This is a genomic window from Colwellia sp. SU-HH01172 (assembly GCF_057553355.1).
Window position 1 is genome coordinate 1079735 of sequence record NZ_BAAJMB010000001.1, and the last position, 15809, is coordinate 1095543.

The following is a 15809-nucleotide window of genomic DNA, read 5'->3' on the forward strand; positions in this document are numbered from 1 at the left end:
AAATTTTTTCGCTACTATTTCTTAGATATATTTTCCCCGAGCCAGAAACTTCTCTCACTCGATTGACTGATGTTATTTTAATGCCTTTAACGCCCGCTATTTAGCTGCCTTGCGAGCATTTTTTCCCGGACGTTTCTTACGCGCTTTACGCTTGCTAGCTTTTGATGTTGTCGACTTATCAGACTTCTTCTTAGTTTTAGCACCCGACTTTGTGGATTTTTTATTCGGTTTAGCCTTTTCGTCAAATACGGCCCTTTCGCCCTTCGTTTTGCTGTTAGCGCCTTTGCCACGCTTATGCTTATCGCCACTTTTACCTTTTGGCAGTGGTTTAGCACGTTTCAGCACGGCGTTGTCACCTGCTAATGCTAAATCAATTTTCTTTTCGTCTAAGTTGACTGCTGCAACCTGTACTTCTAGCGTGTCACCAATGTGGTATTTAGCGCCGGTATTTTCTCCGGTCAAAGACATACGGACATCATCAAAGTGATAGTAATCATGCCCAAGTGAAGTGATGTGCACTAAGCCTTCAATATGTAAGTCAGCTAAACGAACAAAAATGCCAAAATTGGTGACGGTAGAAATAACACCAGTAAAGGTATCACCAACATGATCTTGCATATATTCGCATTTTAACCAGTCTGAAACGTCACGAGTGGCATCGTCGGCACGTCGCTCTGTCATCGAACAATGTTCACCAAGTTCGATCACCGCTTCAGGTGTATAACTATGACCGCCAACATTGGCTTCGTTCACCGCTTGTTCATCAAGTATCGATTTAATTACACGATGAACCACTAAGTCAGGATAGCGACGAATCGGTGAAGTAAAATGGCTATACGATGGTAAAGCTAACCCAAAATGGCCGATATTTTCGCTTTGATATACCGCTTGACGCATTGAGCGCAATAACATGGTTTGGATCAGCTCTTGATCAGCTCGGCCGGCAATTTTTTCTAAAATATGACAATAATCTGTTGGCTCTGGCTGAGCTTTACGTTCACCCATCGACGACATATCGAGTCCGAGCTCGCTGATGTAACTCATAAAATTATTGTATTTGTCTTCGCTCGGTTTATCGTGAACTCGAAATAATCCAGGCTTGTTGTGCTTTTCAATGAATTTAGCTGTCGCGACATTGGCGAGGATCATACATTCTTCGATGATCTTATGTGCGTCATTACGTACTAACGGAATAATTGAGTCTATTTTTCTCTCTTGATTAAAAAGGAATAATGACTCGGTTGTTTCAAAGGCGATCGCACCACGTTCAGCTCTTGCCTTAGTTAACGTTTGATACATTTGATTCAGGTTTTCTAAATCCGCCACTAATGGCTCGTATTCCGCTCTTAATGCCTCTCGAGATTCTTCATCGGTTTGCTGAGGATTAACCCCTAAAATAGTCGCCACTTTACTATAAGTAAAACGAGCCTTTGAGCGCATTACCGCCGGATAGAATTTTGAACCTGACAACTTACCTGCGGCGCTAATGGTCATTTCACAAACCATGCATAATCGGTCAACATCAGGATTTAGTGAGCATAAACCGTTAGAAAGTTTTTCCGGCAACATTGGAATCACTTGGCTAGGAAAATACACTGAGTTACCGCGCGCAATGGCCTCGTCATCCAATGCGGTTTTTGAACGAACATAATAACTAACATCGGCAATGGCTACCCATAAACGCCAGCCACCGCTAGGTTTAGGTTGGCAATAAACCGCATCATCAAAATCGCGGGCATCCTCACCATCAATAGTCACTAATGGTAAATCGCGTAAATCAACCCGTGGCGCTTTTGCTGACTCTTCCACTTCATCGGCAATCGCTGAAACTTCTGCTTTGACTTCAGCAGAAAATTGATACGGAAGATCATGTTCACGCAAAGCAATTTCAATTTCCATGCCCGGCGCCATATGCTCACCCAGTACTTCAATCACTTTACCAACAGCATTTGAGCGTTTGGTCGGTCTTTGAATTATTTCCACCATCACCACTTGACCATGGCGAGCACCGAATTTTTTGTCGGGTTTTATCAAAATATCTTGCTGAATTCTTGCGTCATCAGGCACAACACATGCAATATGGTGATCAACATAATAACGGCCAACAACAGCCGATTTTCTAGGTTCGATAACATCGAGAATTTTAACTTCTTTGCGGCCTTTACGATCGGTGCGATCAAGTAAAATCGCTTCCACGACATCACCATGAATAACCCGTTGCATTTCATGTGAAGAAATAAAGAGATCTTTACCACCGTTGTCGGGGGCAAAAAAGCCAAAGCCGTCGCGATGGCCAATCACTTTACCGGTTAAAACATTACGCCGTGAAGCAATAGCATATTGTTTGAATTTATTGAAAACAATTTGGCCACTATTTTCCATGGCACGCAAACGACGTTTTAAGCCAACCAACATGTCTTCATCATGATAATTAAGTTGCTTAACTAGGGCTTTAAAGGTTGGCGGAGTATTCGATTTTTCAATCATCGACAATAGTAGCTCGCGGCTCGCTACTGGCTTTTCATATTTATCAGCTTCTCGCTGTTGGTGCGGGTCGTTTTCGGTCACATCTATTCAATAGTGGTTTTTTGTTAAGTATATCCCAGATTAACTATAACCCCAAACGCCATAACGGCACTCGTTCAACACATAGCAAGTATTGTGGTTAATATAAAAGTCAAAACAACTCATCGAGCAACAAATGCTGATGCGGTTAATATTTGCCTTTTTTGGCGGCATTCACCACCCGCTCAGGCATTTTATTCGCCAATTTTGCCAAATGCATAGCAATATTCTTATGTACTTTTTTATCATCCGTTACCGATTGATGAAGCTGCGCGTACAACTGAGGAAAGTCTAATGGGCTACCGTGACCCGCAAGGTAAATGTCGGCTAGTCGCAATTGCGCTTTTAAGTTGCTCAATGCCGCTGATTCTTTTAAAAATGTGATTGCTTGACTTACGTCGACCTGAACAAACTTACCAATATGATAATACCGCCCCATTTGTTCTAGTGCTTCGGGAAGACCTTGATCTGCCGACTCTTGCATAAAATGCAGTCCAAGCGCGACATCTTTCTTAACACAAACACCATAAGCCAACATGTCACCCCAAAGAAATTGATAAGACGGCATCTTCGACTTTACCGCACGAGCTTCAATATCTTGTACTAGTTGGCAATCATCTATAACCACTTGGCTTAAGTGCTTGTTTTCTTTTATTAGGTCAAGCAAAACGTTGTCGCTATATATTTGTACCGCCGTTAATTCAGCAGCTGACACGGTAAAAACCTGAATCGATGCTAATAAAATAGCGCTAATTAGACGTTGCATATTGCCTCTTTGCATAGTGAATTTATTCAAACTAACTTGTTAGCTATATCGTCATTAGCTAACAATAACTTAAATACTTTGTTGTTTTATTTTTGACGTTATTAGAAACCTAACATCAATCGTTACATTTGAAGCAAGTATAGTACCAATTACCACCCGCCATTTCAGGTGCTCAAGCTGTTAAATCAAAGTTAATAACATGCTTGCACTATCAGATAGAAAACCTCACAATGGCCAAGATTTGAACAGAGCAGGTGTCGGATGTCAAAGATTCACCAGTTGATCGAAAATTCAAAAGTTAACGAGAACATTGCTCGAAAACTATTTGAAATTGAAACAGAAGTTCTCGCTTGTCAATCGAGCGAAGAATTGCTGCAAAGGTTGCTTGGCCTGATCCAAGAAAAATTTCAATTATCAGGTATATCATTACTTATGGTAGAGCCTACGCCGCTTAGCTATTTGATCAACGGCAACTTGCAATCAAATTGGCATCAAGCCAATACCAAACGAATTTCGGCAAAAAAACTAGCTAAACTGCACGTTGCTCGAAAACCTTTTTTGACCAATGACTTTCAACAGTTAAAAAATATTATTCCTGACAACTTACTGCTCAACGCTAAATCGGCGGCATTAACCCCGTTATCTCTTGAAGGAAAACTATTTGGTAGTTTGTTGTTTACCGATAAAGCGCCTTCTCGTTTTCATAGCAAACTAGGTACATTTCATTTAGAGCAATTAGCGGTAAAAGTCAGTCTTTGTTTGTCTAACGTGCTGATTCGCGAACAACTCGAATATATGGCACATTACGATCGTCTAACCGGCGTAGCTAATCGACGCTTAATGGAAGTCTGCATTAGTGAAGAACTTATTCGCCAGCGCCGTTATGGTGTGCCATTTTCAATATTATTTATAGACTGCAATAAGTTCAAAGCCATCAATGATACCTACGGCCATGATTGTGGTGATAAAGTACTCGCGTATGTGGCCACTCAATTACAAGAACTAGTGCGCGAAAATGACAAATGTTTCCGCTATGCTGGAGATGAGTTTGTTGTGGTGCTCGCTAGCCAAACATTGCCAGAAGCTGAGCAGGCAAGTGAGCGTTTATGCCAATTTTTTCAGCATAATCCGATGCCATATCAGCACAAACGCCTACCGATCACTATTAGTTGTGGTGCCGCTGCCAGTGATGGCCAGCAAAGTATGGATGAGCTACTAAAAAGTGCCGATCAAAAGCTATATGCGAATAAAAAGGCCAGTACTGGCATGGTATTTAAATTATAAATTTCACTTAATTCAGCTAAATACACTATATTTTAATTAGCGGCTGTAAATACGGCTTTTAAAATTACTTTTCAGCTATATTGCGGCATTGAAGAACAGGGACATTGTTTAAATTTAAGATTGATAGTTCAACAACTAACACCAAATAATATCGGTACTAATACACTTAGTTATGATCATTGAAGTCAATATCAGCGAACTAAAAAAAGGCCACTTTGTTGTCGACATTGTTAAGCAACACGGGACTTACAATTTAACACGCGCCGGTCATATTAAAAATAACAAGGTAATTTCCAGCCTTAAAACAAAAGGTGTGGAATCAGTGCTGGTTGATACCACAAAAACAATCGACGAAGCACGTGATGTTGAGCACCCAGAAGCTATGGAAAAGCCTGGTCCAGTAATTTTAGAGGTCACCAAAGCCAAGAAACTGTTTAATGAGTCAAAAAAAATTCAGCAACAGATATTTCTTGATATCCAACAAGGCCGGCAAATTAATATCGCCCCTGTCATTGATGCAACAAAGCAAACTATCGACGCCATTTTTAAGAATCCAGATGCCTTAAGCTGTGTGATCAATATTCGCAATAAAAATGAATATTTATTAGAGCACTCAGTTTCTGTTTCGATCCTAATGACCATATTCGCTCGATTTTTGAAGATTGAGCGAAAAATTATTCAGCAACTGGCCATTGGCGCATTTCTGCATGATGTTGGCAAAATAATGGTGCCTGATGCTATTTTGAATAAACGGGGAAAACTTAACGCTGACGAATATAAAATTATTCAAGAACACGTTAATCACTCCATTAAAATTATTAAAGCAACGGCAAATATTTCAGAATTAAGCCTTGAAGTGGCGGCCTTACACCATGAACGACTTGATGGCTCAGGCTACCCTTTGCAGCTAAAGCAAAATGAAATATCTAACTATGGCGCCATGATTGCCATTTGTGATGTCTTTGACGCACTAACATCTGATCGCTGTTACCGAGACAGTTATTGCCACATCAAGGCCTTTAGTATTTTAAGAACATTAGCCGTTGAAGGAAAGCTAATGCCGAGGTTAGTTGATCTGTTTATAAAGTGCTTAGGTGTCTACCCTGTTGGTACCTTGGTGGAGCTGAACTCTCATCGCTTAGCCATTGTGGAAAGTAGAAACCAAGATGATCCGATCAACCCAAAAGTTAGAAGTTTTTATAATATCGACAAACATAATTACACCATGGCACAAGACATTGACCTAGCAACCGAAGCGGACTTTATTATTCGGGGCGTGAAAGCCAGTCAATTTAACCTTGATATGAATAGAATTATCGAGTTCTTATTAATGGAAGGCTAGCAAAGAGAAGTTATTGCCTTTCATAACAAGAAAAAACCGCACTATGCCGAGGCAGCATGTGCGGTTTTTGACAATATATGTCGGATGCTAATTTTCCAGTGACGGCTACCCGCTAACTTAGGTTACTTTCTAAAATCAACCGCAGCTTGCGCAGCAAAGTAGGCATACATAGTATAAATCGCGGTGTTTACTTTTAATGCTTCCGGCTCAACTTTATCCAAAGTATCATTTTCAGTGTGATGATAATCAAAATAGTTTGAACCATCAGGAGAGAAATTAATGCTTGGCATACCTAAGTTACTTAAGGCGCTCATATCTGATTGCCCTTTGGCATTGTTTTCTGGCGACAACGCGACTCCTAAAGGTGCTAAGTATTGTGCTAACTCACGAATCGCATTCAGCGATTGCGCACCAACACCTGGTGTCATTTTGTAAATTCGGCCAATGCCAAAATCCCACTCAGCACCAATGGCATGATTAGCCATGTTATCTTTATGCACTTTCACATACTCTTTAGCGCCCAGTAAACCGACTTCTTCAGCAGCAAATAAGATCACCCGAATGGTACGCTTTGGTCGCTGAGGTAACTGACCAATATGATGCGCTGCAGCGACAACCATGCCAATACCTAGGCCATCATCTAACGCTCCGGTGCCAACATCCCAACTGTCAAGATGTGCCCCCAAAGCAACAATTTCATTAGGTAATTCACTACCGGTAAATTCACCAATAACATTGGCAGATTTGGCGATAACTTCAGCATCCGTTTTCGCTGTCATTTTCAAAAACATACTGACATCTTGGCCGCGCTTTAACTGATTAACTAATAAATCAGCATCTGGGTTTGATAAAGTCGCCGCTGGAATTTTCTTGACACCTTCTTTATAACGCATCACGCCGGTATGAGCGGTACGGTTATTGTCAGTGCCCACTGAACGCATAACTAACGCTGATGCACCCTTTTGCGCAGCAACTGTGGCTCCGGTAACACGTGTACCAACCGCAGGGCCATAGCCTTTGCCATCAATATGACGTTCCATTTGGTAAGAAACAAAAGCGATTTTGCCATTTAAACTATTATCTGGTGCTGCTTTTAAATCGGCAAAGGTTTCGAAATGAGCAATATTAGCGGTAAGGCCTGCTGGTGATGTACCAATACTGCCACCAAGTGCTAACACCACAACATCATGGGGATAAGGTGCTAAAATTTTAGCTTCAGCGTCACCTCGTAGCCAGTAACTCCCCGTCACTTCTTCGGTCCAAACTTTGTCAAAACCGAGTGACTTCATTTTATCAACCGCCCAAACAATCGATTTTTTGTCACCTTCTGAGCCCATTAAACGATGACCAACTTCCGTGGTTAACGACTCGATTAACTGATAAGACAAATCCGATTTTAATGCGGTATCTTTTAGCTGCTGCAATTGTTCTTGCTGATCGCTATTTAATTGCTGCGCCGAAGCAAAGAAGCTAGTAATACTGAGGCCTAATGCTAGACAAGTGCTAGTAATTATTTTTGACTTTACGGTCATGCTTTCCCTTAAACTTATTATTTTTCGAACCAATTTAATATTGCTGTTAAGTATCTATAAAAGCAGAATAACTTGCAATCAATTCTCCCAGATACGTTCACCAATATTGTGCTATTCATTTATTGTTCTCGTAAAAATACCGCCCATTCGCTAGTGCTAAAAAAGCCTGTAACGTCCAATTACAGGCTTTCACTATGCGCTCTTTAACTGCAAAAATTTGCTAGGCAGCAGAATCAATCGCTTTAATATCCACGGGCTCAGCTTGTTGCAATGCCTGCTTTTTCACTTTACGAATATCTCGCAGCGCGAGCAAACACGGCGTTAAAATAAGCGTTAATACCGTCGCGAATGCTAAACCACCCGCAATGGCAGTTGCTAACTGATTCCACCACTGCGTTGATGGTGCGCCAACAACCGCGGTACGATTAAAGAAGTCTAAATTAACCTGCAACACCATAGGCAATAAACCTAAAATGGTGGTTACTGTGGTTAGCATTACTGGTCTTAAACGTTGCGCGCCGGTTCTTAAAATAGCATCAACAACGGCATAACCTTCACGGCGTAAAACATTGTAGGTATCAATTAACACTATGTTGTTATTAACAACAATACCCGCCAGAGAAATAACGCCAATGCCGCCCATCACAATACCAAAAGGTTTTTGTACTAAAAATAATGCTAAGAAGACACCAACGGTTGAGAAAATAACCGCACTTAGGATCAAGAAAGCTTGGTAGAAGCTATTAAACTGCGTCACTAAAATGATAGCCATGACAAACAGAGCGATACCAAAGGCTTTCACTAAAAAGTCTTCAGATTCTTGTTGGTCTTCATTCTGACCTTTAATGGCAATTTCAACCGAAGGGTCGATACCCAATTCAGGAAACTGAGCTTGTAATAATGGCAGTTCTTTTACTAATTGCGCACCTGGTATTAAATTCGCTTTAATGCTAACCACGCGCTTACCGTCCATGCGGCGAATGCTATCAATTTTCGGTGCTGCACTGCGCTCGACGAAACTACTTACTGGCACTAAGCCGGCGGATGTTTTTAAGCGCAAGGTGTCTAGACGAGAAATATTACGTTTGTCTTCCGGAAAGCGGACACGAATATCTAACTCATCGTCAACATCATCAGGGCGATATTCACCTAACTTCAAACCGTTAGTTACCATTTGTACCGTTGAACCAACCAACGCTGCGTCCGCGCCATAAGTCGCCGCTAAACTACGATCGATTTGTAATTGCCATTCGATACCGGGTTTCGAACCAGAATCTTCGACATCGGTAAATTTATCGTGATTATGCAATGCCGCGCTAATAATACGCGCTGACTCATTTAGTTTTTCAGGAAAACGAGAACTGAGTTCAATAACCAAGTCTTTGCCGCTTTGCGGGCCGTCTTCATTTTTTCTTACTTCGATTTCTACACCGGCAAGATCATTGGTGCGTTCGCGAATATCAGCCACCACTTCATCAGCCGGTCGTCGATACTGCCAGTTAGTGAAGTTAACTTGGAAGGTACCTATTTGGTCGTTACCGCCAGTACGTGTGTATAGCGTTTTAATTTCAGCTAAATCCAAAATACGGTCTTCAATCGCCACCATAATTTCGTCTTTTTCTTTTATCGACAAGTCACCATGAGAGCGTACTACCATGGTGGCACTGGACGGCTCAATTTCGGGGAAGAATATTGCCCCTAAACCCGAAGCGCCATAAATAAACATCACAAATACTGACATCGCCAAGGTACCTGCAAGTATCTTCCAAGGATGATTGATTGCCGTTTTTAATACCCGAACGTATTTGCCGGTAAAACCGGTTAGTTGTGTTAAATCACCTTGTTCAGCTTGCTCGATTTGTGTTTGCTCTTTGCCACTTATTTTTCGAGATTTGCCAATAACACTACCTATGGTCGGAACAAATATTAATGCCATTGCTAAAGATGCTGTTAGCACCGCGATTAAAGTAATCGGCAAATATTTCATAAATTCACCCATAATACCCGGCCAGAACATTAACGGTGCGAATGCCGCCAAGGTGGTAGCGGTTGAGGCAATAATAGGCCATGCCATGCGTCGAGCAGCTAAACCATAAGCTTGACGCTTAGATTTACCTTCGTTGAGTTCTCGGTCGGCAAATTCAGTGACAACAATAGCGCCGTCAACCAGCATACCAACCGCCATGATCAAGCCAAACAATACCACGATATTCACCGTTAAACCGGCAATGGCTAGCACTAAAATACCGGTTAAAAATGCCCCTGGAATGGCTAAACCAACTAACAATGCCGTTCTTGAACCTAAGGTGGCAATAATAACAATAACAACCAGTAGTACCGCAGAAAGGACATTATTTTGCAGATCATTCAAAGTATCTTGCACATCAATAGATTGGTCGCCGACATAATCAACAAAAACTTGATTCGGCCAACGTTGACGCTCAACTTCTATTAACGCTTTAACTTTCGCTACCGTGTTAATAATATTCTCACCGGAGCGTTTTTTAACTTCAATCGCCACCGAGCGTTCGCCATTTAAACGAGCAAAAGAGTTAGGATCTTTATACGCTCTTCGCACGGTTGAAACGTCTTGAAAGGTAATAACTTTGTCGCCATCAACCTTAATTGGTAGTTCGAGTAAATCTTGTATGGTTTCAAAAACTGACGGCACTTTAATGGCAAAGCGACCTTTACCTGTATCCATAGTACCTGCGGGTACAAGACGGTTATTGCGCTCAACTAAATTGTAGATATCGTTTTGATCTAAGCCGTAACTTTCCATTAATAACGGATCGACAATGATTTCCACCATGTCTTCACGATTACCGCCAATATCAACTTCCAAAACCTCTTGTAGCGCTTCAATTTTGTCTTTAACATCACGAGCAATTGTGATCAAACCGCGCTCAGTAACTGCACCCGATAAAATAACAGTAATCGCTGGGTTTTGGTTGGCCATAGTCACTTCATGTACTTCTGGCTCTTCTGATTCTGATGGTAATTTCGCTTTCGCTAAAGTGACTTTATCACGCACATCCGCTAACGCTTCTTTAGGGTCTAAACCGGCAATAAACTCGAGATTAATAGAGGCATGACCTTCACTCGCCGTTGCTGACATTTCCTTGATGCCCGCTATCGACTTTAATTCTTTTTCCATTGGACGGATCAGCATCCGCTCGGCATCTTCTGGTGAGATACCATCGTGCACAATTGAAACATAGATATTAGGAATAGTAATATCAGGGTTAGATTCTTTAGCAATATTTGCATAAGTAATTGCGCCAGAAATCAGCAACAAAGCAAACACCATTAACACCGATCGTGTTCGGGTTAATGCTGCATCAATTAATGTAAGCATAATTCTCCGCCCTATTCGCTTTTACTTGCGAGTGCTGCACTAGTTGTTTTAGCGAAAATAGCTTCAACCTTGTCACCGGCTCTAACAAAACCTTGCCCAAGCGTGATGATGTCGGTTTTCTCGCCTAAGCCTGATAACCAAATACCATCCTTTTCACTTTTAACTATATTTATTGCAGTGAATTTCACATGACTATCTTCAACGGTTTTAACGCCAATATTACCTTGTTCATCTAGTGCCAACAGGGCTGGTGAAACTCTAATGGCGGCAACTTCAGTTAAACCAATATTTACTTCACTACTTAAGCCAGCCAGTAACTTACTATCATTATTGGCAATGGCTATTTCAATTTTAAAAGTATTGGTCGCATCATCAGCAACACTAGCAATATAACGCACTTGCCCAGATAAATTTTCTTGGTTTAATAAGCGAATTTTTGCTTCTTGCCCAACCTCAAGTTGGCCAATATTGTTTTCACTGACATGTGCTCGAACAATAAGAGGGTCTAAATCGGCAATCATGGCAATATTGTCACCACTTTGCACATAGTCACCTTGCTCGACATAACGTGTATTTAGCACACCATCAAAGGGCGCACGGATCACAGTATTGGCAATATCAATAGTAAGTCGTTTTATTTGTGCTTTTACCGCGGCTAAGTTTGCTGCGGCACTACTAACTTGTACTTTACCTTGATAACCATCAGCGCTTAACTTTAACGCACCTTGATGTTCAATTTCTCGCTGTCTCATTAACGCTTTTGCTTGAGCCAGTTGTGACTCTAAGTCATTAATTTCCAGTTTTACAATAACTTGCCCTTGTTTAACTGTAGCGCCACGCTTAGCTAACACTTGTGCAATTTTTCCTGAAATTTCAGCTTTCAATGTTGTTACGCGGTCAGGTTCAGTTCGCCCGTAAAGTGCCACCGTATCGCTAATAATTTGGCCATACATAGTTTCAACTTTTACTTTTGGTACGATAACCTTGTGCTCACTTTTCTCATTGGGGACTTCTTGAGCCTGCATCAATCCCGAGGTCATCCATAACACCAATAGTAGTGTAATAATAATCGCAATAATGTATGGACGCTCAGCGAACCATTGGCGACGTTGACTTGCGGTACTCATAATTTTTCCTAAATATTTTTAAAAAACTGACACTTGTTGGTCATATTACAGCTAATAATACAGTGCAATTAGCAACAGGTCTTGTTTAGCTTTGCAACAAAACGTAAACACCACATAGTATTTACCCCCGTTACTTATAATTAGGTCATGATAAGTAAAACTAGACCTTTCGACCGTTTTTTGCCTGGTGCTTTAAAAGAACTACCCACCTTATGTAGCGGCAAAGCATAATGAATTCAACGACAAAAATTGGGGAATTTGTTAGCTGAGTTAACTTTATCATGCAAGCTTTGGTTTGAAGTATTCATTTTGTAGAAATAAAATAACTAACAGTAACTTTTTCGTACTCTCCAACACAAGAAAGTGTTCTTCCTTCACGCTTGTGCTTAACTAAGCCTATAGATGCCAATCCAGAAATATGTTGTGATAATGTTGAGCTCGGCTCTTTTAATTATTCTGGAACAGCCCCAACCGAAAAACCTGCTTACCTACTTTTACGAGTCGTTTAAAAATAGCGGGCCTAGTTGGATGCCCCAATTATTTAAAGGCTTTGGCTATAATTTCAATTTCCATACAAATTTCTTTTTTGATTTTATAATTCGATATTACCAGAAATATATTGACAGAGATAATTTTACACCTATAATTCGATAAATCCGGAAATATGGAAAACATATTTGTTATGAACATCTCTCAGCAAATGGTACTTGATACCTTCAACATGTTTACCTTAATAGGCATTCCTCTGTACATACGTGCTGAAGCTGTTATCCGTCTTAGTGTGACATTAGCAGCAAAAGGCATGGAGCTTAGTGCTGTAATGGCGTTAATTATTAGTAGCGCTGGGACAAGCTTAACTGAAGTTGTGCTATTGAAATCTATTTTAAAAATCAAATGATTGCAGCATCTCTAACAGTAAGAGTGTCAATGGCAGTTGCTACTGGCTTCTTATATTCATACATATTTTAACCATTATAAACTTACTAGGAGGCAGCATGATAAGTAATACCAAGCCTTTAATTTCATCTGAAATAATAGATGACATCATTGAATGGGCAATCATGCATGGCGTAGCATTTCGTCAAGCTAATAATACCGCGAAACATTGTCCGTTTAGCATAGCTCCAATATCAATGAAACAGGAAGTATTCCAGCAGCTACAGCAAGTAACACCAATTATCACTAAGTTGATAAACAACATTGCCGAAGATCATGATTTCTTGCAAACTTCACTTGCCGAAATAGCACAAGCAGATCCTTTTTTTGCTCGTATACTCGCTTTGCATCAACAAGTACATGGAGAGGTGAATAACCGACTCAAGCCAGCAAGAAAGCCTTTGCTATTAATGCGTACTGACTTTATGGATGACCGCAAGCATGGTGCAAAAATTATTGAGTTCAACGGTATTGCTGCAGGCATGGCGCCTTTTGGACAGCGAGCAACAGAGTTTCATGCATATATAAATCATCAATGGTCTAATGTATATCAACAGTGGCTAGAAGAGCCTCAATCTACGCCAGCAGATAATGCGGGCTTAGAACAATTGGCTTACGCAATTTCGCAAGCGGCTAACAAGGTTAAAGCTTCTTTTACGTTGCAAGAGGAAGATCGTAGACCAACCTTCTTGATGGTAATACAAGAGAATGAAGATAATGTTTATGACCAACATTTATTAGAGATAGCTTTGCAAAAACTTGGTTTACGAACCATAAGGCGTACATTTAAACAACTAAGCACTCAGCTTTCAACGGGACACAATAAGCGGTTAATGTTAGCGGGAATAGGAGCAATTGATGTCGTTTACTTACGAGCAGGATATCAGTACAGCGATTACTACTCACCAAAACAGGATGACAAAATTTGTTGCCAAACGTTGAGCCAAACTAGGCTATTCATCGAACAACACCATGTCGCGATTAATGCGACATTTAGCCAACAACTTGCCACAAGCAAAGCAACGCAAATGCTGCTGAGCTTAATGTCGCCCAAAGACTTTACTCGTTGGGGGCTAACACGAGAAGAAGCAAACTTAGTGAAAAATGTTCTTGCTGATATGAAACCAATCAATCAAGAAACCATATCTTGGTTCAATACTCAGGCAAATAAACAAGCATGGGTTCTAAAAAACCAAGGTGAAGGAGGTGGGCATTGTGTTTTTGGTGATGATATAAGTGATAAATTAACGCAACTGAAACCTCATGAATATGATGCATGGACATTCATGCAACGTTTATTTCCTCATGAACGTGACGTACCTACAATTGCGGTGAGAGATAGTAAGCCAGTACAGGTAGATAACTTAGTCAGCGAGATAGGATTATTTACCGCTTATTATGACGGCAAACCTGCAACTGAACTTGGTGGATATGCTGGGTATTTAATTCGCAGCAAACCTGCAAGTGAGAATGAAGGCGGCATTCATAGCGGCCAAGGTATTTTAGACTCTTTAGTGTTGGTTGATTAATTTATAAGGTTAATTTTATTATTCAGATAGTCACATTCTCCGTTAGATACAAATGGCTTTGTTAACACTTAACGCTTATTCAAAAAAGATCCTAACTTATGAGCCTGACTAGGTTTAGCATTATTAGGCGTTTGCAAGCAGTATCAATAGCTAAGATCAAAAAAGCCGACATTTTGCCGGCTTCTTATTAATAAGTTATGCGATATGATTATTAATCATTAGATCGAAAAAGAAGATCCACAGCCACAAGTGGTACTTGCATTTGGGTTATTAACCAAGAAACGGCTACCTTCTAAACCTTCAATATAATCGACTTCTCCGTCAACTAAATATTGCAAACTCATCGGGTCAATCACCATAGTTACGCCCTTCTTTACTATGGTCATATCTCCATCGTTCACCTTTTCATCAAAGGTAAAGCCATATTGGAAGCCAGAGCAACCGCCACCAGTGACGTATACTCGTAGTTTTAGGTCTGGGTTTTCTTCTTCCGTGATCAACGACAATACTTTTGTCGCTGCAGCATCAGAAAATTTAATCGGTAATTCAGGATTTGACATAAAACTCTACTTAATACGAAGGAACTAACGTAATTATCTTAAACTTGACTGTTTTAATCAAGTATTATGGTGAACTCTGCGCAATGTTTTCCAATGTTTGTTGCCAAGGGTAACTCTCATCTATGCGATTATATTCTTGCCATTTACCTTTAGGCAAAATAGCTGAAACATTAATTTTTTCAGCAATAAAATTTTCAGGTAAAGTTAATTCACCGCTAATAATTTGAAAGTATTGAAAACTAAACGATAAATCTTTCTTGGTGAGCGATGAAAGTTTAGTTAAAGAAATGTTAGTTGGCTTACCGTTTAGGCTGCCAGTTAACGATAGCTCAACATAGCCCTTGGCATAACGTTTACGTAACAACTGTTGAACTAAGACCACTTGAAATCGATAATGATTTGGACTTTCTGTTTTAGTTAGGCTCACGCCGTCAATAACTAGGCCATTAGCTTGCTTTTCAGGCGCCATAACTTTTTCATAAAATGCCAACTCTTTTTTCACTTGAAAGTGTTCTTGCTCGATCAATTTAAGTGTTTTTTGGCTACTGTGGTTGGCCAAACGTTCAACTTCAAGCTCTACTTCCAAGGTATTAATGCGCTGTGATTTTTCGACTAACTTTTGATAAAGCGCATCTAGTCGAGATTTTTGCTGCTCGAGTGTTTGCACTTGGTAACCATGATAAAAGTTGCCAAGACGATAACCGCAAAACAATGAAATAATGATAATCATGAGCAGAAGAATGGCAGAACGAAAAGTGCCTAAACGTGTCACCACGGTACTGAGATTTATTTTTGCTAACCAATTCATTT

10 protein-coding genes and 1 pseudogene are annotated in these 15809 nt (G+C 40.4%); 4 read left to right on the forward strand and 7 right to left on the reverse strand.

The window, feature by feature from the left end; all coding sequences use genetic code 11:
* Positions 1-96: 96 nt before the first annotated feature.
* A complete protein-coding gene (gene rnr, locus AC27JP_RS04750; RefSeq protein ID WP_487112554.1) occupies positions 97-2568 on the reverse strand; it encodes a ribonuclease R in 2472 nt (823 codons plus the stop codon).
* Positions 2569-2713: 145 nt separating this feature from the next.
* A complete protein-coding gene (locus AC27JP_RS04755) occupies positions 2714-3331 on the reverse strand; it encodes a tetratricopeptide repeat protein (RefSeq protein ID WP_487112556.1) in 618 nt (205 codons plus the stop codon).
* Positions 3332-3592: 261 nt separating this feature from the next.
* Here AC27JP_RS04755 and AC27JP_RS04760 point away from each other — a divergent pair, with 261 nt between their 5' ends.
* Positions 3593-4615 (forward strand): sensor domain-containing diguanylate cyclase, encoded by a 1023-nt coding sequence (locus tag AC27JP_RS04760; protein WP_487112558.1) that lies wholly within the window; start codon positions 3593-3595, stop codon positions 4613-4615.
* 172 nt (positions 4616-4787) lie between these two features.
* On the forward strand, positions 4788-5957 hold the full coding sequence (locus AC27JP_RS04765; protein ID WP_487112560.1) for a cyclic di-GMP phosphodiesterase: 1170 nt from the start codon (positions 4788-4790) through the stop codon (positions 5955-5957).
* A gap of 122 nt (positions 5958-6079) precedes the next feature.
* Here the strand turns inward: AC27JP_RS04765 and AC27JP_RS04770 are convergent, their stop codons facing one another.
* The 3 genes from AC27JP_RS04770 to AC27JP_RS04780 form a co-directional block, all read right to left on the reverse strand.
* Positions 6080-7489 (reverse strand): M20/M25/M40 family metallo-hydrolase, encoded by a 1410-nt coding sequence (locus AC27JP_RS04770; protein WP_487112562.1) that lies wholly within the window; start codon positions 7487-7489, stop codon positions 6080-6082.
* Between the two features lie 220 nt (positions 7490-7709).
* Positions 7710-10847, reverse strand: coding sequence for an efflux RND transporter permease subunit (locus AC27JP_RS04775; RefSeq protein WP_487112564.1), 3138 nt, complete (start codon positions 10845-10847; stop codon positions 7710-7712).
* Between the two features lie 11 nt (positions 10848-10858).
* Positions 10859-11974: an efflux RND transporter periplasmic adaptor subunit gene (locus tag AC27JP_RS04780; RefSeq protein ID WP_487112566.1), complete on the reverse strand. Its 1116-nt coding sequence runs from the start codon at positions 11972-11974 to the stop codon at positions 10859-10861.
* 730 nt (positions 11975-12704) lie between these two features.
* On the opposite strand from AC27JP_RS04780, the pseudogene AC27JP_RS04785 reads away from it, so the two are divergent.
* Together AC27JP_RS04785 and AC27JP_RS04790 are read left to right on the forward strand one after the other, a co-directional pair.
* Positions 12705-12943, forward strand: a pseudogene (locus AC27JP_RS04785) (permease); the annotation flags it as partial.
* A 26-nt stretch (positions 12944-12969) separates the two neighbouring features.
* A complete protein-coding gene (locus AC27JP_RS04790) occupies positions 12970-14439 on the forward strand; it encodes a glutathione synthase (protein WP_487112567.1) in 1470 nt (489 codons plus the stop codon).
* 218 nt (positions 14440-14657) lie between these two features.
* On the opposite strand, the gene erpA is transcribed toward AC27JP_RS04790, so the two are convergent.
* Together erpA and AC27JP_RS04800 are read right to left on the reverse strand one after the other, a co-directional pair.
* Positions 14658-14999 carry an iron-sulfur cluster insertion protein ErpA gene (gene erpA, locus AC27JP_RS04795; protein ID WP_487112568.1) on the reverse strand — a complete coding sequence of 114 codons (342 nt, stop codon included), beginning with the start codon at positions 14997-14999 and terminating at the stop codon, positions 14658-14660.
* 64 nt (positions 15000-15063) lie between these two features.
* Positions 15064-15807 carry a DUF6776 family protein gene (locus AC27JP_RS04800; RefSeq protein WP_487112570.1) on the reverse strand — a complete coding sequence of 248 codons (744 nt, stop codon included), beginning with the start codon at positions 15805-15807 and terminating at the stop codon, positions 15064-15066.
* Between the last annotated feature and the right edge of the window lie 2 nt (positions 15808-15809).